This is a genomic window from Candidatus Leptovillus gracilis (assembly GCA_016716065.1).
Lineage (GTDB): Bacteria > Chloroflexota > Anaerolineae > Promineifilales > Promineifilaceae > Leptovillus > Leptovillus gracilis.
Genome location: JADJXA010000004.1, coordinates 176,048 through 201,721 on the forward strand (window position 1 = coordinate 176,048; position 25,674 = coordinate 201,721).

Consider the following 25,674-nt stretch of genomic DNA (forward strand, 5'->3'; position numbering starts at 1 on the left):
GGCTGTCTCTTTCCCAACATATCCCAAATATATCCCAAGTTTGATTTGGGATATATTGGGATAACCCAAGAAGTTCAGAGCAGCGCCGGGAAAACGAGTATAATTCTGGCGGTGGAGGCAATAGGGGTGACGGCCGTAAACCGTAACCGGAACAAGACATCAGGAACGGCCGTTTCTAACGCATAGTTTGTCATGACATTGTCACAACAATTTCTCATCGTGGCTATCTTGCCGCTAACGCTTCTGGGCATGGTGGTTTATTTGTGGGTGCGGGGAAGCAAGCGCCGACACGTGCTGTATCGGTGGACGTTGACGCTGTTGGCGACGGCCGTGTGGGCCAGCAGTATGCTGCGTTTTTACGGTGGGTCCTATTTTCCCCCTATCCTGGTTTTCAATTGGGGCATTGTCGGCTCCTATGCCTTTACCCTGGCGGCGTTTGGCGTATTACTGACGACGCTGCGCTACATGTTTGTTGCCAACCGGCCTGGTAAAGCGGCGCTCGGCGTCAGCGGCTGCCTCTGGTTGGCGGCCGTTGGGCTGGATGCCAACATTTCGCCTGGCGCACTGCCGGCGATATATCTGGGTACACAGACGATCCGCCCCTTTGATATATGGGCGGCCGTGTGGATTGCCAGTTGGGTCATTCCGGTCTTGGCGTCCTGGATGTTTACCCATCAGGTGAACACCACGCTGCCCATTTCCCTGTACCGCAATCAAATTCGGTATTGGCTGTTGGTCCTGGGGTTGTTTGCCATCGGTGGCTGCCTGACTTCTATTCACCAGCCGGGGCAGCCTATCTGGCAAGAAATGGGCGTTCTGGTGGTCATCCTGGCCGCCCTGGTAGGAACCATCAGCCTGACGCATGGGCAGATGCCCGATTTGCAGGTGGCGGCGCGGCAGTTAATCTATCGGCTGTCTGGCACGGTGACGGTTTTTGCCCTGGTTTGGCTGGCATTGACCTTTATTTTGCGCATTGTCACCAATCTACCCGCCACTACCGACCCTAATCTGATATTGATTTTGGCTGCGGCCGTTTTTGCGGCGCTGCTGATGGTGGTGTACCGATTGGTCAATGGTCTGGCCCGCCGCCTGTTTCTGCCTTCTGCTTCGCGGCGCGAGGCGGCGCTGGTGGAATATGCCCAGGCTGTGGGCTATTTCCCGGAACCTGAGCCGTTGGGACATCTGTTTTTGCAGGCGCTGCAAGCCACGCTGGGCGTGGACGAGGCCTGGTTGTTTATGGCCGATGAGGGGCCACAGGGGATATTGGTGTTACGGCCGTTAACCGCCACCCCTCCCATGGAACCAGAATTGGAGACGGCCGATTTTGCCGCCGACAGCCCCTTCACCAGCCACTTGCGCCAGCAGAAAACGCCCCTGATCCAATATGATATGGATGTTTTGGACAAATTCCACCTGCTGCCAACACGAGAAAAGGAACTTCTGGCCCGGTGGCAGCGGGTGTTGTACATGCCGCTGACCAACGGCAGCAACCTGGAAGCGGTGGTGGCCCTCGGCGGCAAGCGTTCCGGCGAACCCTATGATCGTCAAGATTACGCCGAACTATCCACCTTATGCGCTCAGGCCAGCCCGCTGCTGGCGCAGGCGCGGCACATGGAGACGCTGCGGCGTATCAACGAATCCGTTTTGTACGCCAACCAGACGTTGGCGCGACAAAACCGGCACTTGCAAGAGTCTGTCACCCTATACAGCCATTATATTGATTTGGTGTCGCCGGAATTGAGACGGCCGTTCACCACCATTCACAGCAGACTCCTGAAACTGCAAGAAAGCGGTCCGGCAGAACCCATCCCGCAGCCGCTTGTCGCCAGCCTCAGCCAGGAATTTGCCAATTTGCGCCAACCGATAGAAACACTCATCAACCTGGCTGCCCGCGTTCAGTCGCGCCGCGGCTTCGACTTCCAACTGGTCCATCTGCCTGAAATTACCCGGCGGGTGATTCGTAACCTGGATACGATGGCCGAAGCGCGCCGCGTTACCATCGAATTTGAACCAGACCGGAACCTGCCGCTGGTGCTGGGCGACGCCGAACAGTTACAAGAGGCCATCCACAACCTGATCCACAACGCCATCAAATTTAATAAAATCGGCGGCCGTGTCCACCTGAACATGGACATTGACGGCAGTGACCTTTACCTGCAAATCGCCGATACGGGGGTGGGCATTCCCCCCGAACGGATGGAGAGTATCTGGAACGGGCTGACGGCCGTAAACACCAACGGCAGCAGTAAAAAACGGCCCAGTCTTGGCCTGACGCTGGCCCATTTCATTGTGGCCGCTCATGGCGGCCGGGTGCAGGCCAGCAGCCAATATGGCACAGGCAGCACCTTTACCATTTACCTGCCGCTGGTCTTTGCCGAAGAATGATAGACCCTGGCGGTGGTGTTCAGTGTTCAGTGTGTTTTCTTCAGAGGCAGCGCCGACTGAAAACTGGTTACTGAACACTGAACACTACCACTTGCTTTCTGAAACCCATAAGGTTGTTCCCGGAATCCTGTGAATTTTACGACGCCTCTGGCGCTTCTCCTGCTTTTATTAACTCCCTACCTGGTATGGCTTGGCTGGCCCCGGTCGGCGCGGTTTGTCTCGCGCCATTGGCGCGAATGGGTCAGCCTGGGGCTGCGCCTGCTGATTTTTGTCTTGTTGGTGCTGGCGCTGGCCGGTTTGCAGTTGGTGCGCGCCGCCGATGATCTGGCGGTGGTTTTTCTGGTAGACGCTTCCGACTCCATCAGCCCGGCGCAGGCGGCGCAGGCAGAAGCCTTTGTGCGCGACGCCATCACCACGATGGGGCCAAACGACCAGGCGGCGGTGATTGTCTTTGGTTCCAATGCCCTGGTGGAACGGCCGATGAGCGGCCTGGCGGAATTAGGCCCCATTTCCTCTGTGCCGCAGCGCTTGCAGACCGACCTGGCCGAAGCAGTTCGCCTGGGCATGGCGTTGTTTCCGGCGGGACACGGCCGTCGCCTGGTCATCCTGAGCGATGGGGCCACAACCGTGGGCGATGCGGAAGCGGCGGCGAAGCTGGCCGCCGCCGCCGGGGTGCAAATTGATTACGTGCCGCTGCTGCGCGAAGCCGCCACCGCCGAAGCCCTGCTCACCCAGGTGAGTGCGCCTACGCGCATTAGCCAGGGCGAAACCTTTCGCCTGGACGTGACCGCCGAAAGCACGGCCGACATGCCAGCGATGCTGCGGGTGTTGGCCGGCGGCCGTATTGTCTACGAAGAGGCGGTGCAGCTCCGGCGCGGCGTCAATAATTTTGCCGTGCGCCTGCGCGCCGCGGAACAAGAATTCGCCCGTTACCGGGTGCAGCTTACTCCCAGTGAAGACACCTACTTCCAAAACAACGAACTGGCCGCTTTTACCGAAATCACCGGGCCGCCGCGTGTGCTGCTGGTCGCCAACGAAGATTCCCTGGCCAATGATGGCTCACCGCGCCCGGATGAATCGCCCCAGATTAAACTGGCGCTGGAAGCTACCGGCCTGCAAGTAGACCGGGTAACGCCGGCCACGCTGCCCAGCAACCTGGCCGACCTGAGCAGCTACGCCAGCGTGGTGCTGGTAGACGTAAACGCCAAAGATCTGACCACGCGCAAAATGGAAGCCCTGCAAACTTACGTGCGCGATTTAGGCGGTGGTTTGGTGGTGGTGGGCGGGCCAGAAAGTTATGGCATGGGCGGCTATTTTAAAACGCCGCTGGAAGAGGTGCTGCCGGTGGAGATGCAGATCAAAGACCAGGAGCGCTTCCCATCGGTCAGCATTGTGATTGTGATAGACCGCTCTGGCAGCATGAGTATGGAAGAAGGGGGCGTGCAAAAGATTCAACTGGCGGCCGAAGGGGCCGCGCGGGTGGTGGAGCTGCTCAAAGATTTCGACGAGATTACGGTACTGCCGGTGGATACGCAGGTCAGCAATCCGATTGGGCCGCTGTCGGCCAGCGAACGAGAGAGGGCCATCGGCCTGATCCGGCAGATTAGCGCCGGCGGCGGGGGCATTTATGTGCGCACCAGTCTGGAAGCGGCGGCTGAGGCGCTGGCGGGCAGCACCAATCAGGTGAAACACATCATTCTGCTGGCCGATGGGGCGGATTCAGAGCAAAAAGAGGGTGTGCCGGAATTGATTGATGCGCTCACGGCTGATGGAGTGACGATTAGCACAGTGAGCATTGGGCAGGGGCCGGATACGGCGTGGTTGCAGGAGATGGCGCGGCGAGGCAACGGCCGTTTCCATTTCACCGACCGCGCCGCCAACCTGCCGCAAATTTTTACGCAGGAAACGACGGCGATTCAGCGCAGCTACCTGGTTGAAGAGCGATTCTTCCCGGAACTGGTCAGCAGCAGCCCTATTTTGGCGGGCATTACGGCCGTGCCGCCACTGTATGGCTATGTCGGAACCAGTCCCAAATCTACCGCCCAGGTCATTCTGAAAACCCACCTGGACGACCCGCTGCTGGCGGCCTGGCAGTATGGCCTGGGGCGTACCGTGGCCTGGACCTCGGACGCTACCGGGCGCTGGGGCACGGAATGGGTGCAGTGGGCCGGTTTCCCAGCGTTTTGGGCGCAGGCGGTGCGCTGGACGGTTGATCCGGAGCGAGACAGTAATGTGGAGACGGCCGTTGCCTTCGACGGCGCTATGGCTCGCCTGACGGTGGATGCCCGCGCTGATGGCGATTATCTGAACAACGTTACCATGACGGCCAACGTGGTAGACCCGGACGGCGTGGTGAGCAATCTGGTGTTGGAGCAGGTGGCTCCGGGCCAGTACCAGGCAGGGTTTACGCCGACGCAGGATGGCGCCTATTTTATTCGCGTAGACGGCCGTTCGGCGGCTGGCGACAGTGTGGTGGGGCAGACAGGCGGCTGGGTGTTGGGCTATTCGCCGGAGTACCAGCAGTTTGCCGCCCAGCCAGAACGGTTGGCCGCGTTGGCGGTGCTGGGCGGCGGCCAGGACGTGACGGAATTGGGCACGGCCGTGTTTGTCCACAACATCGTCGGCGAAGCGACCACGCGGCCGGTCTGGCCCTGGCTGGTGTTAACGGCCGTGCTGCTGCTGCCGCTGGATATTGCCGTGCGCCGCCTGGTCATTACCCGGCGCGATTGGCAGCGAGCCTGGGCGGCGACTTTTGGCCGTTGGCGGCCGCCGGTACAACCGGCGGCGCAGACGGAGCAGGTGTCGCGTTTGTTCCAGGCGAAAGAGCGGGCGGGCACGACACGGCCGTCGCCAACGACCCCTGTACAAGATTCGGCCAATCAGTGGTCCGCGGCGGCAGCCAAAAAAGAAGAGAATGAGGGGGAACGGCCGCTGCCAACGCCGCCAACCCCCGAAGCGCCTAAATCTGCTTCCTCTGCCATACCCGCGCCAGATTCATTGGCCGCCCGTCTGCTGGACAAAAAGCGACAGCAAAATCCCCCTTCTGGATCGTAAAAACGTCCGGCGTCACCCTGACCGATCAATCCCCCCAAATAAGCCAAACAAACCCATTGGCTCAGATAGGAATTTGGTCCTTGTTACCAAATGGCCTATTGAGTTTTTTGTTGGCATTACTCATACTATAAACAGGAATTCGAAGTAGAACATCGCTATTCCATTGTAAATATTTTATTGGTAGTGAAACAAACGGATTTAGTGGTAAAAAAGGAGTAGTATCCCATGAAGCGAGTATTCGTTTTAACAGCAGTGTTACTCGCCCTGGTTGTTGCTTTTAGTTCCTCGGCAGCGACCCACGACACCACCCTGATTGTGCAAGCGGAAAATGTGGCGACGGCCGTGTCCGTAGCCAAGGAGTATGGCGGCCAGGTTGATGAGGTCTTGGGCATCATCAACGCCGTTTCTGTGAGCATTCCCAGTGGGCAGGTGGCCGCTTTGAAGGCCGACCAACGAGTAACAGTTTTTGCGGATGATCTGGTGTCTTCGGCCAGCGCAAAACTCAAGAAACCCAAAGAGCCAGCGCCGTCAACCACCTTCCCCCTGGTAGTAGGCGCAGATAGCGTCTGGGAGGCAGGGATTGATGGGTCAGGTGTTACCGTTGCCGTCGTAGATTCTGGCATTGCCAAGATGGCCTGGAACAATGGGCGTGTCTTGAAGACGTATAACGCTGTTGACGACGGGCTGCAAAATCAGAAAGACCCCTATGGTCATGGAACCATGATGTCCAGCCTGATTGGCAATGATGCGGAATACAAGAAGAATGCAATTGGTATCGCCCCAGGCGCAGATTTTGTCAATGTGCGTGTCTTAGACGATGAGGGCAAAGGCTATTACACCGACATCATCGAAGGGTTGGACTGGATTTTGCAAAACAAGGATGCCTACAACATCCGCGTAGTGAATCTGTCCATCGTCGGTGGCGTCAGCAGCCCGTATTGGGCTGATCCCATCAACCAGGCGGTTGAGGTTCTGTGGGATGAGGGTATTGTGGTGGTGGTGGCGGCCGGTAACGGCGGCGTAGAACCGCTGACCATCGCAGCCCCTGGCAATGATCCCTTTGTGATCACTGTTGGCGCTTTTACGGATAATTACACCTGGGAAGATGAGAGTGATGATTACGTCACGCCATTCAGCGGGGCCGGCCCCACGGAAGTTGGCTTTGTTAAACCCGACGTGGTAGCTCCAGGCGCGCATGTATTGGTACAGGTGAAGCAGAACAGCTATTGGGCCCTGGCGCACCCTGATGCGCAGGTGCAGGGCAAGCATTATCAGATAGCCGGGACGTCGGCGGCAACGGCCGTTACCAGTGGCGTCGTGGCGTTGATGCTAGAAGCCAACCCCGACCTGACGCCCAATCAGGTGAAATACGCGCTGATGAACTCGGCCCGGCCGGCCGTGTATAGTGATGGCGCCCTGGCCTGGAGTATTTTACAGCAAGGGGCAGGGCGGGTGGATGCGGCAACGGCCGTGTTGAATCCGCCGATTGGCGAAGCCAATGTGGGCATGGTCGTTGGTGAGCCTTACGTTGGCCCCATCGTCTACCGCGACGGTGCGTTCATTGTCGTAGATGAAAATGGCGAACAGATCCCCGAAACGGCCGGCTATTCCTGGTCTGGCGGTTATTCCTGGTCTGGTGGCTACTCCTGGTCCGGCGGCTATTCGTGGAGCGGCGGCTACTCGTGGTCTGGTGGTTATTCCTGGAGCGGCGGCTACTCCTGGTCTGGTTCAACTGACTGGCAACCTTTAGCAGCCGGCGATGTTTGGCAGAGCGGTTACTCCTGGTCGGGTGGCTATTCCTGGAGTGGTGGTTATTCCTGGTCCGGCGGTTACTCCTGGAGCGGCGGTTACTCCTGGTCTGGTGGTTATTCCTGGTCTGGGCTGGCTGATGATGAATCGTAGAATTATCATCTGACTGTACTTTGGCCGCCTGCCACCTTTGGTCATCAATCAAGATTAAGATTTTGTTCCCCCGCAGATATCATTTTATCTGTGGGGGAACTGTTTTTATCCTCCTTTATTGAGAGTTGAAAAAGGTCCGTGAAGTTTAGATGTCTTTCGTTAAAGGATGCGCTAAAATTTTGGCTTTAGGATGATCGCTATTAGTACCAGACTATCTGCACACGCCACGCTAAAAGCGAACTTTTCTTAGTTGAGTTGCCTGATATTTGAACATGTCCGACTCAGACGCTTCATCCTCACAAGCGCCAGCCAGGTCTTCCAATAGGGCTTACCAGTTTTATCTGGTATCAGTTTCTCTGGTGGGCATTGCGCTGGCCGTTTTTGGTATTACACAGCTTTCGGCGGCGCAAATTGCCAGTTTCGTTTTGGTAGCTCTTTTGGCTGCGGCGGTACAAAGTACGGCTACACTAACTTTCAAAGGGGTAGATTTTTCCGTTGCTTCAGCGGTGTATTTGGCGGCAATCCCACTATTTGGTCCTGCACCGGCAGCCGTTATTGCTATTTTTGGCGAGTCAGCTTTATGGCTGATTAGTGTTCGGGTAGATCGGCCACCCTGGGGAAAAGCGGTCAGTCGTTTAGGGTTTAACACCGGTATGAGCGCTATTTCTACCTACCTGGCTGGTTTGGTATTTGTCGGCATGAGCGCCTGGTTAGGAGAGACCTTTTTAGCTCAGGTGTTGGTGTGGTTGGCAACGGCCGTTATCGCCGACCAGGCCAATTTATGGTTATTGATCATCGTCCTACATTTGCAGTTGGGTGTGCCCCCATTAGAAGTATGGCGCGAGCATCGTTGGGCTGTCCCCCTGAATGTAGTGGTTTCCGCTTTAGGCGGCGCGATTCTCTCATTAGCGGTTGCCCAGTTCAATTTACTCGGCGTTCTCATCTTCTTCTTGCCTATTGCGGCTTCTGCCTATGCCTTTCGCATGTATGTACGTCAGGCAGAAACCCAGATGTCTCAACTAGAAGATCTGGTAGAACTGCGAACGGCCGATTTAGCCCGCGCCAACGATGACCTGGGCAGCGCCAACAGTGAACTCGCGCAGCTCAACAAGGAAATGGAACAATTCCTGGCCGTGTTAACCCACGACATGCGCACCCCCCTGACCAGTATTAAAGGCTGCCAGCATCTTGCGTGACCGCGAACTGGAACGAGAACAGCAGACGCACATCGCCAAAGTCATCTTACGCAGCCAGGACACACTGCTAGACATTGTTAACAACCTGCTAGAAATCGGTAAATTACAATCTGGTACACCTGTGTTGCTAGAACGCTCCAGCTTCGATCTGGCTTTGCTTGTCAAGGGAGTCACCGAAGCTCTGGAAACACAGGCGCTAGAAAGGAACATCTCTCTCAACGACGAATCCGTCCCATCACCCGCCGAGATAACCGGCGACGAGAAGAAAATTCAGCGCATCGTCTCTAACCTGATTTCCAATGCCATCAAATACACACCGGAGGGGGGGCAAGTCTATATTGACACCCACGTAAGCGGCCAATACGCCGTATTAGCCATACGCGACACAGGGTATGGCATTCCAACCGACGAACTTCCCTTCATTTTTGACCGCTACAGCCGGGTAAAGAAACATCAGTCCATTGCCATTGGAACCGGATTAGGGCTGGCTATTGTCAAGAGTTTAGTAGAAGCCCACCAGGGCGAAATTACCGTAGAAAGCGAGGAAGGTGTAGGCAGCACCTTTACCGTTCGTTTGCCCGTCCAGGCCATGCCTGCCAAACGCCCCACGCAGATCACAAAATAGTCTTCCGCAACAAGATTGGACCAATCTTGGAGATTGGTCCAATCCATGCCACGCATTACGCACTATAAAGCCAAATCTTTGGCGGCCACCAGCACGGCCGTATGCTCAATAAACGCTTTCACCGACATCGCGCCATGGTCCACATTGTCACGGGTCCGCACGGCTACCTGCCCTTCTTCCACTTCTTTATCGCCAATCACCAACATGTACGGAATCTTTTGCAATTGGGCATTGCGGATTTTTTTGTTCATGCGTTCGCTGCCATCGTCCACTTCCACCCGCAAACCCTGGGCGCGCAGATCGGCCGCTACCCGTTTGGCGTATGCCACATGCCGGTCGGCAATAGGAATCATGCTGATTTGTACGGGAGCCAACCAAAGCGGGAAGGCGCCGTTGAAATGCTCTATCAGGATGCCCACAAAGCGTTCCATGCTGCCAAATGGGGCGCGGTGAATCATCACCGGGCGATGCTTTTGCCCATCTTCGCCGATGTATTCCAGATCAAACCGTTCCGGCAGCAAGAAATCTACCTGTACTGTGCCCAACTGCCATTCCCGCTTGAGTACGTCACGGAAGATAAAATCGAGCTTGGGACCGTAAAAAGCGGCTTCGCCTTCTTCTACCACGTAGTTCATGCCCACCTTGTCGGCGGCTTGCCGGATGGCGGCAATGCCACGCTGCCACATTTCTGGCGCGCCAGCGTATTTATCGCTGTTGGGATCGTTGGTTCCCAGGCGGGCGCGGAAATCGTCGAAGCCCATCGTCTGGAAAACGTGCTGAATTAACTCCACCACACCGATGAACTCTTCTTCAAGCTGTTCCGGCGTGACGAAGAGGTGGGAATCGTCTACTGTAAAGCCGCGCACGCGCGTCAGGCCGTTCAACTCGCCGCTTTGCTCATAGCGATAGACTGTGCCAAATTCGGCCAGACGCAGCGGCAAATCGCGGTAGCTGCGCGGTTCACATTTGTAGATTTCGATGTGGTGCGGGCAGTTCATCGGTTTGAGCAGGAATTTTTCATCGTCTACATCAATGGGTGTGTATTGGCTGTCTTTGTAGTAAGGATAATGGCCGCTTGTTATGTATAGTTCTAGCTTGCCAATGTGGGGCGTGATCACCGGCAGGTAGCCCCGTTCTACCTGGGCGCGGCGCAGGAAATTCTCCAACGTTTCGCGCAGGATGGCGCCTTTGGGCAGCCACAGCGGCAGCCCGGAACCCACCAACTGCGAGATGTGGAACAAGCCCAACTGCTTGCCGAGGCGGCGATGGTCGCGGGCTTTAGCCTCTTCCAGGAGCTGTAGATAGTCGTCGAGTTCGGCTTTGCTGGGCCAGGCTGTGCCATAGATGCGCTGCAACTGCGGCCGATTTTCGTCGCCGCGCCAGTAGGCGCCGCTGGCGCGCAGCAGCTTGACGGCGTTGGCCTTTACCTGGCTGGTGTACTTCACATGTGGCCCACGGCATAAATCCACAAAGTCACGCTGGCGGTAGATGCTTACTTCGCTGGTCGGCTCTGTGATGGGGTTGCCCATTTCGTCCACTTTGCCGGCTGCCAACTCGTCAATAAGTTCTAGCTTGTAGGGCTGACCGGCGAAGAAGGCTTTGGCTTCGGCGATGCTCATGCTGGAATGCTCGAAGGGGGCGTTTTTTTTGAGGAGCTGCCGCATACTTTCTTCGATTTTTTCCAGGTCCTCGGGCGAGAACGTTTTGGGCTTGCCGTTTTCGTCTTTGCCCAGGTCAAAATCGTAATAGAAGCCGTCTTCGATGGGCGGACCAATAGCCAGAAGGGCTTCCGGGTAATGTTCGCGCACGGCCTCGGCCATGACGTGGGCGGCTGAATGACGGATGCGGTACAACTCTGATTGTTCGTAAGGGACTGCTTGTGTTGACATGATCTTCTCCAATTTCGGATTTTGGATTGCGGCTTTGGTTTGCTGCGCAATCGGCAATAAAAAAGCGCCACAGCCCGTATTGGGGCGATGGCGCTCGCGGTTCCACCCAAATTTAGTGCCCAGTGTTCCGTGTTCAGTGTTCTCCTAAACTGGATACTGAATACTGATAACTGGTTACTCTTGTAACGGCCGTTAACGGAGCCAACCGTATCCCCTTAATAAAGTAAAATTGAGGCAGACTCAAAAGTCTGCCTCTAAAGAGCAAACAGATAGTTTGCCCAAACTTGTTCAGAGGATCACTCACGGGGGGTTTTTGTCGCCTGTTAGGGATGAGGGCTTACAGCCTATGGCCCTTCAATCTCTGGCCGCAACCCGGCGATTACTCGTCCCGATCATCGTTTTGTGTTGGTAATGATGTATGATGATTATAAAACAGCCGTCAGAGATGTCAAGTTGAAGATGGGGAGAGGGGGAAGACAGACGGCATACGGACTTCGGTTTACGGCCGTTAATCTTATTCCGGCAGCGTGATGGTGACGGCCGTTTGCAAAACAACATGGTCGGCAACGGCCGTTCCCACCTCATCCACTAGCAGCAGCCGTTCACCGGTTATCGGGTTGTATAAGCCCACTTCTAACGTGTAGACGCCGGCCGGTGTGTGGGCGGCCACCGGGATGGCATACTTGTCTACAATCACTTCGTCCGGTCGCCAGGTGGAGGTGGGGCGACGGCCGTTCACCGGCTCGTTGTCTTGCTGCCCCCACAAAAAGTTGCCTGTTTCCGCGTTGTACACGTCACCCAACAGATGTGTAAAGACCTTGTACTGCCCGGTGATGGGCTGGTCGGTTTGCCAATACAATGTCAGGTCAACTGCGCCGCCGGGCACGGCCGTTGTCGTTTCTACATCATAACCCACCAGGCTGATGCCGTTGGCAAAGGGCGCGTCTAAGGGGTGGCTAATCGTCACATCTGCCGGGTCCACAAAGCCCAGGTTGCGCTGTTGTATAGTGATGTGGGCAAACCGCTCCATATCCCCACCGCAGTTCAGCATATAAAACGAATAATGTCCCGACGGCATTTCCAGTGGCAGCGTAAATAGCGCTTCTTTGCGAATCAGGCCGGTTTCGGAGGTGGCGTCATCCGGCGTCAGGCGCGTCAGGCCATCGGCCCAGGAACGGCCGGTGCGGTCAATCAGGCCAATTTCCATGGTGTGGCTCTCGTCGGCCACGCGCCAATCGCGGTAAAAGTAAAAACCCATGCGGATGGTGTCGCCGCTGCGATAAGTTCCAGACGGCAGATCGTAACCGATGAAGTGCATGGCTGTCTTGACTACCGCAAAGGTCTCGAATTGGGGCGCCGCGCCGGCAGCGACAACCCGCGCCGTTTCGGCCCGCTCTGGTGTGCGGGCGTAAAAGCGCAGCGCCTTGTCACCAAAATTGTATTCAGACACGGCCACCGCCTGTTCTGCCAGCCACGCCGGCACATATCCCTGGGGGTCGGTCACGCCGCCATACGGGGTGATGGCTAACCAGACGCCTTCACTGTCTTGCCAGATGGGCGCCAGGTAGTTGACGGCCGTTTCCGGGGTCATCTGCCACAGGTGGGGCAGCCCGGCCCACGCGCCGGGATAATGGTAGGCAAAAATCGGCCAGTCGGGGTCGCTGTACAGGATGACGGCGTCGTTTTCATGGGCGTAAGCGCGCAAGGTGGCGGCCAGTGATTTGTAATCGTCCAGGCGGATACGGCCGTCGTAATAGCCGCGCATCCCCACCAGCGACACGCCCACCACCGCCGCGCCCAGAGCGGCAGCCAGCGGCCAGCGACGGCCGCTGCCCAGCCGCCCCAATCCCCAGGCCAGCAAAATCACGTAATAGCCGGTGAAAATAACCAGATAGCGTGGATCAAACGGCGGCGCATACGCCCCCACCTTGGGCAGAGTCACATAAACGACGACGCCCAGCGGAATGAGCAGCCCGCTGAGAAACAGTGTCACATCGCGGGCCATACGCCAGCGCCCCATGCGCCCATCGTGACGGGCGTGGTGGACGAGGGTGAAAACGGCCGTGCCAAACACCGCCAGCACCGGCAGCGTCAGCCGGGCATACAACTCCACATTCAACGGAATACCCGTCACCAACACCGTCCAATAAATCTTCAGGAAGTCCGCCACAGCAATCGGCGTTGCCGACGATGTGCTGAGGAAACCGGGCAGGGCATAAACCAGCCATGCCCCCACAATGAGCAAAATCACCAACTGCGCCGCGCCCCAGGCCCACAAGGTTTTGCGTCGCTGGCGCGCGCGCCACAGCACCCACAACCAGGCCAGGTTAATCGCCAGCGGGATCGGGAAAAAGAGGTAGAGAGTCAGCAGTCCGGCCGTCATGCAGCCGCTGTACAACACATAATCGGCCAGCTTGCCGCGTTCCCAGACGCGCCGCGCCGCCCACGTGCCCAGCGCCGCCAGGAACCCGGCCAGGGCATACATCCGTATCTCCTGCGACCAGACAATGTGGAAACGGCTGGTCGCCAGGAACAGCGCCGCCAGCAAACCCACCCGCCAGCCGCCCACCGACCGCCCCAACAGGTAAACGGCGGCAATCGTCAGGCTGCCGAAAACGACTGACAGCGACCGCAGCGCAAATTCACTGTCGCCGCTGGCGGCGCGCCACAAGTGCAGCAGCCCGAAGTAAAGCGGCGGATGCACATCGTGGCCGGTCTGGTAAACAATAGCGGCCAGAGATTGGCGGGCAACCCATATTGACCAGCCTTCGTCCCACCACAGAGCGCGGTCGCCGACGCGATGCAGGCGCAGGGCAAAGGATAACAACAGAATACCCACCATCAGCCAGCGCCAGGCTTGCGGATGCTGCCAGAGTGTGCGAATGTGGTGGAGCGGCTCCAGTTTCATAGGATGGTATTAAATACCAACCGGCATGATTCGTCAAAGCCACATATGCAAGGGATTGGAGAAGATGATGTTTCATTAATTGAAACATACCCTTTTCCGGCATGGTTCATTCCAGGCGATATTGTGCTTTACAAATTTGGCAAGCGCGTCATGCTGAGGTCCCCGAAGCATCCCCCTCCTCTGGCGGGAGCGGGATGCTTCGCTCCGAAGACTCCGCTCAGCATGACAACGCAGCGCAAATTTGTAAAGAAGATGTCTTGCTTGATGAACCATGCCCCCTTTCCGAATCGTTCTTTGGGCGATTGGGAAAATCGCCCTACAATTACCTGACAAAACTGTTTTATAGTGGCAAAGGTCATCATCTGACACTTTTGTCACTTTGTCAGATGTTGCCTTGTCAGGTATAGACAGCGATAACGAGGTTACACAGGATGACGATGATTTCCACCACCGCCCAGCGTCGTTATGGTTTGGGCAAACAGGGCCGTTGGACCGGTCGGCGCGGGCGCGGCTGCGAAGCCTCCACATTGTTGAAGCCATTCAGATGAATCCACTGGAAAAAGGTCACGCAGAGGCGCACAGTTACCAGAGAAAAAACCCCCTTTCCCCATGACCCCACTTTCACGCAACAAATTCCTGCAAACCTTACCGGGTGTGGTGGTTCCCAACCTGCCGGTCCACCTGCAAGGATTTCAATCGCGGCAGATGTGGAGCTGGCTGATGCAGTTCCACTATGGTGAGCCGCGCCTTCATTACGAGGTTTCGCCGGTCAGACGGGGTGGGTGGGAGTTGGGTTTCCATTTTGAGGCCAAAGACAAAAACCTGAACCGGCTGCTGCTGAACGGTTTTCGCCGCCACCTGTTCGAGATTAAAGACACTTTGGGTGAAAGCATCGAGGCAGAGATGTGGGACCAGGGCTGGACCAAAATCTACGAAGTCTATCCGGACGCCGACTTAACCACCGGCTACCAGGGGCAGATCGGCCGTCGTCTGGCGGACATCATCATTTGCCTCCATCCCATTTTTATAGATCTGCGCAATACGATTGCCCTTGTGCGCGGCTGATGGCTTCCTTTCCAGGAGCCACCTTTAGGTGACAGCAATTGCCGAGCCAACGGCCGTCTTCGTCACTTCAATGCGCGTGGGGAAAGCGTCGCGCAGCTCATCAATGTGGGTGATGATCAGGATACGGGCAAAATCGTCCTGGATGGTGTTGATGGCTTCTACCAGCCGTTGCCGCCCGTTGGGGTCCTGGCTGCCAAAGCCTTCGTCAATCACCAGCGTTTGCAGCCGCGCCCCGGCGCGCCGGGCCAACAACTGCGACAGCGCCAGCCGCACGGCAAAATTCACCCGGAACTGTTCGCCGCCGCTGTAATTGTCATACGGCCGTTCCCCTGCCCCATCCAAAATGCGAATATCCAGCGTCTCCGCCAGGGCGTCGCGGCTTTTGAGCTGCTTTTGCGTCTCAAAAAAGACGCGCATGTCGCCACCGGTCAATCGTTCCAGCAGTTCGTTGGCCCGTTCTTCAATTTCCGGCAGCGCCTGTTCAATCAACAACGCCTGCACGCCATCACGCCCGCACGCCTTTTCCAGCAATTTTAGCCGCTGGATGTGCAGCGTTTTTTCGGCGCGCACGGCCGTTAACTGCTCCCGGCGCGCCCGCAAATCGTCCAGCACAGCCAACCGCTGCTGCGCCGCACCCACCTGGCGGTTGGCGGCAATTTCCTCCTCGCGCAGTTGAAAGACCTCGTCTTCCAAAGCGCGTAAATCGCCGCTGTCGCTTTGCAGTTCAGTCAGGCGAGACACGGCCGTTTCCCGCTGCTGTGTCAGGTCGGTGACGGTTTGCTGCTGCTGCGCCACCTGATTTGCCAGGTCGGCCAGGGTGCTTTCCAGCGGTTTTACCGCCGCCTGGGCTTGCTGCAGCGCTTCCCGCCGCGCCGGTGCGCCGGACAATTCAGCACACGCCGCCTTCGCCGCCTGATGGGCCGCTGCGTCGTAGCCCACCTGCGCCAACTGTTCGTCCAACTTCTGTAATTCTGTTTGGGCTTCTGTTGCGTAATCTTCCTGCTGCAATCTGGCTTGCGTTTCGGTCAGGGCCGCCTGCCCTGCGCCTTCCCACTCGGACAGCAGCCGGTCAATCTCTGTCAGGCGCGCTTCGGCGTTGGCCGCCGTTTTTTGCTGTGTTTGCTGCTCTTTCTCCAACGACTCTTTGGCATGGCTGGCCGAACTCAGCGCCTGGACCTGCTGTTTTTGGGCATCAAGAACGGCCGTATCCGCCACCTTCGGCGCTAATTCAGCCAACTGCGCCTGCCCGCCCATCGCCCAATCTGCCAGCGACTGCGCAATTTCTGCCAGCCGCGCTTCGGCTTTGTGCAGTCGCTGCTGCTGCGCCTGCTGGTCCCGTTCCAGGCGCGGCTTCTGCTTCAATTTCTGCTCCAGGTCGGCCGCTTCGGCCGTCAGCGCCTCGATGCGCCCCTTGTTGGCCCGGAAACGGTCGGCTGCTTCTTTGCCTTCCGCTTCCAGTTCGGCCAGCACTGTCTGGCGGTGGGTTTGGCTGAGGGGCTGGCCGCACAGGGGGCAGTCGCCGCCAATCTCTTCTTGCAGCCGGTCCAGGCGGTCGCGCAATTTGTTCATGCTGTTCATCAGGCGCGGCTGTTCGGCTTGCAAGCTGTCTAGTTCTGCCCTGGCGATGGCGTAGCGCTGGTTGTCGCTGCTGGCGAGGGTCAGTTCGGCTGTTAGCTGGCTCAGGCTGGCTTCGGCCTGGGCGCGGTTGGTGGCAACGGCCGTTTGCTCTTCTACCAGCGCCGCCACCTTGCGCGCCTCGGTTTGCAGGCGGGTTTGTTCCTTCAGCAGCGCCTGCTGTTCCGATTCTAATCGCTGCAATTCGGCGCGGGCTTCGTGCCAGGCCGTTACCTGCTGCGTCAGCCCGGCCAATTCCACGCCGATGGCCGCCAGCCGGGAGTGGCTCTCGGTCAGGTGGGTGGCGATGGTGGCCCGTTCGCCGCGGGCGGCTTCGCTTTTGACGCGTTGGTTTTCTAGCTCGCGCTGGCGCTGTTCCAGCCGGCTGCGTTCTTGGGTGATGGTTAGCTCGAACGGCCGTTTCTGCCCTAGCAGTTTGTGGTAGTCGTCGGCGCGGCTCTGCCAGTCTTGCAGAGCTGCCTGAGCCTGTTCATAGGCGGCGAAGGCGGCGCTGATGGTCTCGGCCTCAGCCAAAATCGCTGCGTAGTTGGCGCGTTCGGTCTGGCGCTGGCTTTGGGTTTTGTGCAGATCGGCCAGGGTGCGTTGGGCGCGGGCCAGGTTGGCGGCCAGGTTGTTGACCATTTCTTGCTGCTGCTGCACGGCCGTTTCCGCGCGGCGGAGGTGGATGAGCAGCTTTTCCTTGTCGGCCAGGCGTTCAGCGATGGTTTGCCGGGCAGCCTGGGTGGTCGCCAGGGCGGCGGCGCGGCTGCTTTCTTCGCTCAACTCGGCGTCAATGTCGCCCAACTGTCCATCTACCAGCAGCAGCTCCGATTCGGCCGACTTGCGCCGCTCGGTGGCCGCTTCTTTGTATTGGTCCCACTGGCTGACGCCCAACAAATCGGCCAGGATTTCTTTGCGGCGACCAGGAGTTTTGGTGGTGAACTCGTCGGCTTTGCCTTGCAGCAGGAAGCTGGCGTTGATGAAGGTATCGTAGTTCATGCGCAGCAGTTCGATGACGGCCGTTTCTGTTTCACGCACTTTACTTTCACTGAGAGTTTTCCACTTGCCCTGGTTCAGATCGCCCTCGGCCAGCATCAGCAGTTCCAACTGGGTAGCTTTGCCCGGCCGTTTACGGCGGATGACACGGTAGGTGCTGTCTTCCAGGGCAAAGGTGAAACGCACCTCGGCGGCGCTTTCGTCCAGGGTGGCGCGCCGGTTCACCAGATCGTCGTCGCTTTTGCTGCGGGCTTTGCCAAACAGCGCCCAGGTGATGCTGTCTAGAATGCTGGATTTACCCGCGCCGTTGGCCCCGGAGATGCAGGCCAGGTGGATGCCGTTGAAATCGAGAACGGCCGTGTCGCGGTAAGAGAGAAAGTTGGTCAGTTCCAGACGGAGTGGAATCATGGTTGCTCCTGGTCAATCGGTGTTACGGAATACGGGTTACGTATTCCGTATTCCGTTTCCGTGTTCCGTATTCAGTAGGACGCCACCGTTGGCAAGCGCCAACGGATTACGGATTACGGATTACGGCTGCTTGCTGTGCAGCATGGTCCAGAGGAAGCTGTACACGTCGGCGGCTTCTTCGATGAGTTTGCCGGTGGGTTTGCCCAGGCCGTGCCCGGCTTTGGTCTCCACACGCAGCAGCAGCGGATTATTGCCGGCATCGGCGGCTTGTAGGGTGGCGGTGAACTTTTCGGCGTGCAGCGGCACCACGCGGTCGTCGGTTTCGGCGGTGGTGATCAGCGTGGGCGGATAGCTGACACCGTCCTGGACGTTGTGCAGCGGCGAGTAAGCCATCATAAAGCGAAAATGTTCCGGGTTCTCCTCGGCGTTGCCGTATTCGCTGGTCCAGTAACGGCCGGCGGTGAATTTGTGGTAGCGCAGCATGTCTATGACGGGTACACCGCAGTGGACCGCGCCGTACAAATCCGGGCGCTGCAAGAGGCAGGCGGCTACCAGCAGGCCGCCGTTGCTGCGCCCTTCGATAGCCAGTTTGTCCGGGTGCGTGTAACCATTGGCGATAAGCCATTCGGCGGCGGCGATGAAGTCGTCGAAGACGTTTTGTTTGTTGCCCAACATGCCCGCCTGATGCCACGCTTCGCCGTATTCTGTGCCACCACGCAGGTTGGCCTGGGCGTAGACGCCGCCCTGTTCCAGCCAGGCCAGCCGGGTGGGGGCAAACAACGGCGGCAGGCTGAGGTTGAAGCCGCCGTAGCCATAGAGCAAGGTGGGATTGTTCCCATCAAGCGGCAGCCCCTTTTTGTGGGTGAGGAACATGGGCACGCGGGTTCCGTCTTTGGATGGATAGAAGACCTGGGTGGTCTCGTAGGCGTCGCTGTCGAAGGTGACCTGGGGTTGATGCCAGGCGGCCAGCTCTTGCGTGGCAAAATCGTAGCGGAAGACGGTGGGTGGGTATAGGAAGGATTGGAAGACAAAGTAGAGGGTGTTGTGGTGGCGTCTGCCGGTGAGCAGGGCGACGGAGCCAATAGCAGGCAGGGTGATGTCGCCCTGCGGCGCGCCATCCAGGGTGTGGCGGCTGAGGCGGTGGTGGGCGTGGTGCAGGTAATCTATGATCAATTCGTCGTGGACGACGACGGCCGTTTCCACCACATCTTCACCTTCTGGCACAATCTCGCGCCAGTTGGCCCGGTCGGGTTGGGACACATCTATGGCGATGATACGGCCGTTGGGCGCATCTAAATCGGTGACAAAATAGAAAACGGGGCCGTCATTGGTCAGAAAGTCGTATTTGGCCTCCTTCTCGTCAATCAGGCGCACAAAATCAGCACTGGCGGACAGGTCGCGACCTGCGGACAGGTCGCAGTAATAGAAGCGGTTGCGCGGGTCGGTGCCATCCCAGGCGGTGAGGAGCAGGTAACGGCCGTCGTCTGTGAGCTGCGCCATAAAACCCAGCTCCGGCGCGTCGGGGCGAGCGTAGACCAGTACATCGTCGGTTTGCGGCGCGCCCAGGCGGTGGAAGTAAACACGTTGATGGGTGCTGGGCGGCGCGTCGGGCAGTTCGCCGGGAGCGGGGTAGCGGGCGTAGAAAAAGCCGGAATTGTCCGGCAGCCAGGCGGCGTTGGTGAATTTGCACCATTGGATGTGGTCGCCGGTGTCTTGCCCGGTTTCCGTGTCGCGGACGCGGATGTCTTGCCAGTCGCTGCCGCTGATGGAGAGGGAGTAGGCCAGGTAACGGCCGTCTTCGGTGTATGATTGGTTGATCAGGGCGATGGTCCCGTCCTGGCTGAGGGTGTTGGGGTCTAGCAGGGGGGTGGGACGGCCGTCTGGCCCATCTTGCCGATAAAGGACAGCCTGGTTTTGCAGGCCATCGTTGCGCTGGAAGAAGAGGCGGCCGGCGTGTACTTCGGGTGGGGACACTTTCGGGTAATCCCATAGAGCGGTGAGCCGTTGTTGCCAGACGGCGCGCAGGGGCAGTTCGTCTATGAAGCCGCGTGTCAGCTCGTTCTGGGCGGCGACAAACGCCTGGGTATCGGCGGCGTGGGGGTCTTCCAGCCAGCGGTAAGGGTCGGCAACGGCCGTGCCGTGAAACTGCTCCACCACAGCATCGCGGCGAGTGGGTGGATAACTAAATTTGCGAGCAGATGTGGATGTTGTCATGGTTCTCAAGCCTCCTTTTTGTCAGGCGCCAATCTTAACTGTTGTTCAAGATTTATAAAAGCAATTCCTGGCACGGTTCATCTTCTGATTGATGAACGACGGAAGTGGCGTATTTATGTTAACTCATCTTCTTCTCATAAATCCACCCATTATCGCGCGCCAATTGTCATTAAAAAAGCATGACATGTGACACATGATTTTGGCCTAATATTTTCCAAATAACCTCAATTAGCGCCCTCTTGCCAGTTCAGACGCCTGCCCAATGATCGCCTATCGGCTTGTTTCGGCCGTTTTCAGGGGTAAATATAGACAAGATTAGATTTTTATTACATATTGTTAAAGTTTAGAGAATCGTTATAATTTTCTGAGAATTTCCTGAGTTTAAATTTGGCAGATGCTGGTTATTGGCGCTGCCCCATGATTCAAAAGGAGAGGACAAAATGAGGATTGTTTCGGTAGTTTTGAACGGAGTCAAGGTGGTTATTAAGACTTTGCGTCTGTCTTTACCCAAGTTAGGGGTTGGCTGGATGTTTGCCTTATTAACCATCAACCTCAATCGTATCGCCATCGTTGAATTAGGAATCACGGCCGTTGTTATCACGGCAATGTTGGCGCTGCATTATTTTCTCTCGCCATTTCAGGTCATTTCTGGCCGCATCGCCGACCGCCATCCCATCGCCGGATTCAAACGGTCCCCTTATTTGTTAGCCAGCAGTGTGGTCGCCAGTTCGGTCTTTATATTTTTGCCGACGATTGTGATCAACATGGGGGCAGGTGAAGTTTGGGCGTACCTGGCCGGTCTGTTGGCCTTTGTCATTTATGGCATCGCCATTGCCGTCATGGGCGATTCGCATCATTCATTGATTGCTGAAGTAACTGACAGCCGTACTCGTGGCGCTGTCATCTCTGTAGTCTGGACGTTTACCATTATCAGCACCATTTTTGCGGCCATCATCATGAACATCGTCATGCCGGAATTTTCGCCGGAAGCGATGCAGCGGCTGTATAACCTGTCGCCGGTGATTGTGATTGGCTTCACTTTCCTCGGTGTTGTTGGCATGGAGAAGCGGATGAATGCCGAAGAGCAGCAGGCGTCAATCGCGCGCGCGAAGGCCGTTGCGCCCGAAGGCAACCCGGTTAGCGTGGCCGTCGAAGTGCTGCGGCGCAACAAACAGGCGCGGGGCTTCTTCTTGTTTGTTTTCATTTCGATTTTGGCGATTTTCTTGCAAGACAATATATTGGAAGTGTTTGGTGCCGAAGTGTTTAACATGCCTTTGACCGAAACGACCCGATTCCAGCCAACGTGGGGCGGTGGCGTTTTGTTGGGCATGGTAATCATGGGGGCGTTGAGCGCGATTTTCTCGGTTAGCAAGCGCACCATAGTGATTGTGGGCTGTGTTGGCACGGCGCTGGGTATGTTGACGCTGGCGACGGCCGCCTTGACCCATCAGGTAGCCATGGTCCTGCCGGCGTTGGTGGTGATGGGTCTCTTCACCGGCTTTTTCAACGTGGGTGCGCTTTCGATGATGATGGATATGACCATTGATGGCGCGACTGGCCTGTACATGGGGTTGTGGGGCACGGCGCAGGCTTTTGGCAACGGAACCGCTTCTTTTGGCGGCGCTTTGCACACCGGTCTGATTGAAACCGGCTTGTTGGCCCCGAACGTCGCTTATTTTACCATTTTTGGAATGGAAGCTGTGGGCATGACGGTCGCCGCGATTATCGTGTGGCGTCTGAGCGTGACCCGTTTCCGCAGCCAACACGCCGCGACGTTGACCCGCGCCGACGCTCTCCGGGCGATGGAATCGGGCGCGGCGGCTTAGGCAAACGATGCGCTTCGACTTTTCGTTTGACCAACGTGTCGCCCGGCAGTATGAAGCACAGCGCGCGCATCCAGCCGAAGTTTCGCAAAGCATTGGCCAGGCCATTGCCAGGGAAGCGGGAGTGGGTGCGCGCGTGTTGGAGATTGGCATTGGGACGGGACGCATTGCCCGGCCGGTAGTGGCCGCCGGCTGCCGGGTGGTGGGTTTTGATGTGTCGGCGAATATGCTGCGCGAGGTGTTGGGGGACGAACGGCCGTTTCCCCCCCACGCGCTATCTCTTTTACAAGCTGATATGCACGACATGCCATTTGGCGCTGACTCGTTTGATGCGGTGATGGCCGTTCATGTACTGCATCTGGCCCGGAACTGGCAGCAGGTGGTGCATGAAATTGCCCGTGTGCTGCGCCGCGATGGCGCGTTTATTCAGGGAGACGATTGGATTGATCCGCAGTCTGTGGTTGGCCGGCTGCGCGACGAGCTGCGTAGACTCGGTATTGCGTTGTCTCCCAATATGATGCCACCGGCGGCCGGCGTATCCAAGCAGCAAGTTCTGGCCGATTTAGGCGGCGTGGCAGCCAGCGAGGTTATCGCCGCGGAGTGGGTCACGTGGATCAGCCCGGCGGAAAGGCTGCAAGCCATCGAGAATAAGATGGACGCCGAAAGCTGGTTCCTTCCCGAAGACATCTTTAATACGTTATTGCCGCAATTGCGCCTGTTTGCGGCCGAAAACTGGCCGGATTTGGCCGTAAAACAGGCTGTTACGCGCCGATTCATCTTAAAAATCACACGTGGTAGCTGGTAGTAGCCGTAAACCGAGGTCCGTATGCCGTTTTCCGTTGGCGTTCTAACAGACGGGGCGTCTTACGGATTACCGAATACGGAACACCGAATACGGGTAGTAGTCGTTTATGACAGAGACCCGTCGCTGCAAAATTGTCATTGTTGGCGGCGGCCCGGCCGGCCTGGCAACGGCGCTGCATCTGGCGCAGTTGTCACCGGCATTGGCCGCAGAGACCATCATCATAGAAGCCGCCGAACACCCCCGCCACAAATTATGTGGCGGGGGTATTACGTTTCATGGGGAAGAGCAGCTAACACGGTTGGGATTGGCGGTAGATGTGCCAACGTTTACGGTGGAGCATTTGATTTTTCGTCTGGGGGCGCAGGCGTTTACCATTTCTGCAGCCCAGGCGATGCAGGTGATTCAGCGGCATGAGTTTGACGCGGCGTTGGCCCGGGCGGTGGTGGATCGCGGGCTGGAACTGCATCTTAATGAGCGGCTGTTGGATTTGCAGGTGGCCGCTGATGGCGTGAGGTTGACGACAAACCGGAGCAGCTATGAGACGGCCGTTGTGGTGGCGGCTGATGGCGCAAATAGCATGGTGCGGCGTAAATTGCGCCTGTTTACCTCTGTGGGCGTGGCGCGGCTGCTGCGGGTGCTGACGCCGATTGACCCGCAAACGACGACAGCCTGGCAGACAAAAACGGCCGTCTTCGATTTCTCGTGTATCATGGGTGGTATTCAAGGCTATGTGTGGGATTTTCCGTGTCTGCTGAATGGATCGGCTTACATGAACCGGGGTATCTTCGACAGCCGGATCGCGCCTGCGGCTGCTCAGGGGCGCGGCCATCTGAAAGAGACATTTGTCACGGGTTTACAGGCGCGCCAGATCAACCTGGAACAATCGCCGCTGGAGGGGCATCCCGTGCGGTGGTTTGACGCCAGCGCGGAATTTTCGCGGCCACGGGTGCTGTTTGTGGGGGATGCCGCCGGGGTGGACCCGTTGTTTGCCGAAGGGATTTCTTATGGCATAGAGTATGGGGAAGTGGCGGCTGCGGCCATGCAAAATGCCTTTGCCACCGGTGACTACGCCTTCACCGATTATCGGCGGCGTCTTCTGGCGCATCCCTTGGGGAAAATGTTGCAGCGGCGCGCCCTGGTTGCCAGACTGCTGTACACACATCGTTGGCCCCGATTGTGGACTTTGTTTTGGCGCATGGCGGCGGTTTCACCAACGGCCGTGCAGCAGGCGATAGGCTCCTCATTGGCCCTTTTGCCACCCAAAACCAACAGCCGGAGGCGGCCAGGGACCAGAGATTAGCAGTATTCAGTTTTCACTATTCAGTGCGCGGTTTCCAGAGGCAGCGCCGACTGAAAACTGGTCACGGAACACGGGATACGGGTACTACTTTCTAGCTTAAGGAACCGTGTTTAAAAACGCTCGCTATTCCCTTTCAGCTTCTTCTTTCTTGCGGCGGAGCTTAAACTGGGGCGGTTTCATCTGAAAATCAAACTCCTCCCCCCGTTCCGTCATATATTGCTTCATCCGCCGTCCGACCCACAAGAGCAGCAGCCCCCAGATGGCCCAGGTAGCGGCCAGACCGGCCAACACCAAAGGCGCAATGGATGTGATTTGTACGGCCGCCAAGATCAAAAAAACGCCGGCTACGAGAATTAAAAGCCAGCCAAGACGTTGGGAAATTTTCAAAAAGGATTGCATCATAGCCTCCGATGGGGCAAAAGACTATAGTTGAGATTCTGCGGGCAGATTGCCGACGGCGATCAGCAGACCGGGTAGGTCTTCGCCAGCGGGCTGAACGCTGCTGAGATGCAAAGCTGCGCGGTGGGCCAGGAAAAAGAAGCAAAGGCTGCCCAACAGCCATGCGGCTGCCAATCCGAGCAAAACGTCTGAGGGAATACGAGCGGAGCCAAAAACAGCCCATACACCCATAACAAGGGCTTTCAGACCAAGGGCAATGGCGAATAAGCGTAATCGTTTGGGAACGGCCGTCATGACGATAAACAGAGCGCTTCCAATTGCTCCAGCGAGAAGTAAGCCAGACTACGGGCCACTAACTGCGCCCCAGCAAAATTCTTGCCGAACGTATAATCGTTATACATCACCGCGCAAGGAATTCCGGCCCGTTTGGCCGCCTCAAATCCCTCTTCAGAATCCTCAATAACTAGCGTTTCTGCCAGTGATGTGCCCATCTCGGCCAGACAACGCCGGTATAAAGGCGACTCAGGCGCCGTTTTGGGTCCGCTTTCTTTGCCCAAAATGGGATTCAAACGGCCGTAAATATCCGGTAAATGGCGGGACAGAAGGGCATTGACTTGCGCCTCATAAGACATGGAAACGACGGCTAGCCGAACCCCACGTTCCAGCGCCTGCCTCATAATATCTACCACGCCATCCCGCAAGGGCAAATCAGGCAAATACTTTTCGATGTAGAATTTCTTCTTGAGGGTGATGAGCTGGTCTACAATCCCATCCAACTGCTTGTCAGATAGATTGGGGTCCCACGCCTGAAGCGACTTGCGCATCCTTAAAGCATTACCGGCAATAGGCTGCATGGCTTTAAATTCTTCCCACGACCATTTGATAGGATAACCAAGCGTGGCAAAAGCCTCATTGCAGGCTGGTAAATGTCCACGATGCTCTGTGTTGGCAATGGTGCCATCCACATCAAAAATCAGAGCCTTTAATTTCATTGAGTTACTCTTTTTCAGTCAGGCGCTTTTTGTTGCTTAGAATTTTGTGACGGCTGCTCCCGTTTTTGTGCCATGTGTGATGCGTCACCCGAATAAAGA

At 57.2% G+C, this 25,674-nt stretch carries 16 protein-coding genes; 9 read left to right on the plus strand and 7 right to left on the minus strand.

From position 1 onward, the window contains the following. The first annotated feature begins 192 nt into the window (after positions 1-192). From IPM39_13470 to IPM39_13490, 5 genes are all read left to right on the plus strand, one after another. A complete protein-coding gene (locus IPM39_13470; protein ID MBK8987065.1) occupies positions 193-2,385 on the plus strand; it encodes a hypothetical protein in 2,193 nt (730 codons plus the stop codon). A gap of 129 nt (positions 2,386-2,514) precedes the next feature. Further along, positions 2,515-5,439, plus strand: coding sequence for a VWA domain-containing protein (locus tag IPM39_13475; protein MBK8987066.1), 2,925 nt, complete (start codon positions 2,515-2,517; stop codon positions 5,437-5,439). Positions 5,440-5,664: 225 nt separating this feature from the next. Next, positions 5,665-7,341 (plus strand): S8 family serine peptidase, encoded by a 1,677-nt coding sequence (locus IPM39_13480; protein ID MBK8987067.1) that lies wholly within the window; start codon positions 5,665-5,667, stop codon positions 7,339-7,341. Between the two features lie 272 nt (positions 7,342-7,613). Then, positions 7,614-8,537, plus strand: a complete 924-nt coding sequence (locus tag IPM39_13485; GenBank protein ID MBK8987068.1) for a hypothetical protein — start codon at positions 7,614-7,616, stop codon at positions 8,535-8,537. After that, a complete protein-coding gene (locus IPM39_13490; GenBank protein MBK8987069.1) occupies positions 8,530-9,162 on the plus strand; it encodes a HAMP domain-containing histidine kinase in 633 nt (210 codons plus the stop codon). The genes IPM39_13485 and IPM39_13490 overlap by 8 nt, the downstream gene beginning before the upstream one ends. 62 nt (positions 9,163-9,224) lie before the next feature. Here IPM39_13490 and IPM39_13495 read toward each other — a convergent pair whose 3' ends face one another. Next, the gene (locus IPM39_13495; protein ID MBK8987070.1) at positions 9,225-11,051 is read right to left on the minus strand and encodes a threonine--tRNA ligase; all 1,827 of its coding nucleotides are present in this window, start codon (positions 11,049-11,051) and stop codon (positions 9,225-9,227) included. 514 nt (positions 11,052-11,565) lie between these two features. Beyond that, positions 11,566-13,959, minus strand: a complete 2,394-nt coding sequence (locus tag IPM39_13500) for a glycosyltransferase family 39 protein (protein ID MBK8987071.1) — start codon at positions 13,957-13,959, stop codon at positions 11,566-11,568. A gap of 609 nt (positions 13,960-14,568) precedes the next feature. Here IPM39_13500 and IPM39_13505 point away from each other — a divergent pair. Then, entirely contained in the window at positions 14,569-15,024 is a 456-nt protein-coding gene (locus IPM39_13505; GenBank protein ID MBK8987072.1) for a hypothetical protein, read from the plus strand. A 24-nt stretch (positions 15,025-15,048) separates the two neighbouring features. Here the strand turns inward: IPM39_13505 and IPM39_13510 are convergent, their stop codons facing one another. Further along, on the minus strand, positions 15,049-18,042 hold the full coding sequence (locus tag IPM39_13510) for an SMC family ATPase (GenBank protein ID MBK8987073.1): 2,994 nt from the start codon (positions 18,040-18,042) through the stop codon (positions 15,049-15,051). A gap of 120 nt (positions 18,043-18,162) precedes the next feature. Continuing rightward, on the minus strand, positions 18,163-20,256 hold the full coding sequence (locus tag IPM39_13515; GenBank protein ID MBK8987074.1) for a S9 family peptidase: 2,094 nt from the start codon (positions 20,254-20,256) through the stop codon (positions 18,163-18,165). Positions 20,257-20,696: 440 nt separating this feature from the next. On the opposite strand from IPM39_13515, the gene IPM39_13520 reads away from it, so the two are divergent. The 3 genes from IPM39_13520 (at position 20,697) to IPM39_13530 (ending at position 24,184) form a co-directional block, all read left to right on the plus strand. After that, positions 20,697-22,082: a BCD family MFS transporter gene (locus IPM39_13520; GenBank protein MBK8987075.1), complete on the plus strand. Its 1,386-nt coding sequence runs from the start codon at positions 20,697-20,699 to the stop codon at positions 22,080-22,082. Between the two features lie 7 nt (positions 22,083-22,089). Next, positions 22,090-22,884 (plus strand): class I SAM-dependent methyltransferase, encoded by a 795-nt coding sequence (locus tag IPM39_13525; protein MBK8987076.1) that lies wholly within the window; start codon positions 22,090-22,092, stop codon positions 22,882-22,884. A gap of 106 nt (positions 22,885-22,990) precedes the next feature. Continuing rightward, positions 22,991-24,184 carry an NAD(P)/FAD-dependent oxidoreductase gene (locus tag IPM39_13530; GenBank protein MBK8987077.1) on the plus strand — a complete coding sequence of 398 codons (1,194 nt, stop codon included), beginning with the start codon at positions 22,991-22,993 and terminating at the stop codon, positions 24,182-24,184. Between the two features lie 123 nt (positions 24,185-24,307). Here IPM39_13530 and IPM39_13535 read toward each other — a convergent pair whose 3' ends face one another. From IPM39_13535 to IPM39_13545, 3 genes are read right to left on the minus strand one after another with little or no spacing between them, the layout of a single operon-like run. Then, complete coding sequence (locus IPM39_13535) at positions 24,308-24,586, minus strand: hypothetical protein (GenBank protein MBK8987078.1); 279 nt, start codon at positions 24,584-24,586, stop codon at positions 24,308-24,310. Between the two features lie 21 nt (positions 24,587-24,607). After that, positions 24,608-24,814, minus strand: a complete 207-nt coding sequence (locus tag IPM39_13540; GenBank protein ID MBK8987079.1) for a hypothetical protein — start codon at positions 24,812-24,814, stop codon at positions 24,608-24,610. A gap of 59 nt (positions 24,815-24,873) precedes the next feature. Then, the gene (locus tag IPM39_13545; GenBank protein MBK8987080.1) at positions 24,874-25,575 is read right to left on the minus strand and encodes an HAD hydrolase-like protein; all 702 of its coding nucleotides are present in this window, start codon (positions 25,573-25,575) and stop codon (positions 24,874-24,876) included. Positions 25,576-25,674: the final 99 nt, after the last annotated feature.

Bases quoted from the DNA above. Each gene is read 5' to 3' on its own strand.
- IPM39_13470 (MBK8987065.1), top strand. From the start codon at position 193: ATGACATTGTCACAACAATTTCTCATCGTGGCTATCTTGCCGCTAACG.
- IPM39_13480 (MBK8987067.1), top strand. From the start codon at position 5,665: ATGAAGCGAGTATTCGTTTTAACAGCAGTGTTACTCGCCCTGGTTGTT.
- IPM39_13485 (MBK8987068.1), top strand. From the start codon at position 7,614: ATGTCCGACTCAGACGCTTCATCCTCACAAGCGCCAGCCAGGTCTTCC.
- IPM39_13495 (MBK8987070.1), bottom strand. From the start codon at position 11,051: ATGTCAACACAAGCAGTCCCTTACGAACAATCAGAGTTGTACCGCATC.
- IPM39_13500 (MBK8987071.1), bottom strand. From the start codon at position 13,959: ATGAAACTGGAGCCGCTCCACCACATTCGCACACTCTGGCAGCATCCG.
- IPM39_13505 (MBK8987072.1), top strand. From the start codon at position 14,569: ATGACCCCACTTTCACGCAACAAATTCCTGCAAACCTTACCGGGTGTG.
- IPM39_13510 (MBK8987073.1), bottom strand. From the start codon at position 18,042: ATGATTCCACTCCGTCTGGAACTGACCAACTTTCTCTCTTACCGCGAC.
- IPM39_13515 (MBK8987074.1), bottom strand. From the start codon at position 20,256: ATGACAACATCCACATCTGCTCGCAAATTTAGTTATCCACCCACTCGC.
- IPM39_13520 (MBK8987075.1), top strand. From the start codon at position 20,697: ATGAGGATTGTTTCGGTAGTTTTGAACGGAGTCAAGGTGGTTATTAAG.
- IPM39_13525 (MBK8987076.1), top strand. From the start codon at position 22,090: ATGCGCTTCGACTTTTCGTTTGACCAACGTGTCGCCCGGCAGTATGAA.
- IPM39_13530 (MBK8987077.1), top strand. From the start codon at position 22,991: ATGACAGAGACCCGTCGCTGCAAAATTGTCATTGTTGGCGGCGGCCCG.
- IPM39_13535 (MBK8987078.1), bottom strand. From the start codon at position 24,586: ATGATGCAATCCTTTTTGAAAATTTCCCAACGTCTTGGCTGGCTTTTA.
- IPM39_13540 (MBK8987079.1), bottom strand. From the start codon at position 24,814: ATGGGTGTATGGGCTGTTTTTGGCTCCGCTCGTATTCCCTCAGACGTT.
- IPM39_13545 (MBK8987080.1), bottom strand. From the start codon at position 25,575: ATGAAATTAAAGGCTCTGATTTTTGATGTGGATGGCACCATTGCCAAC.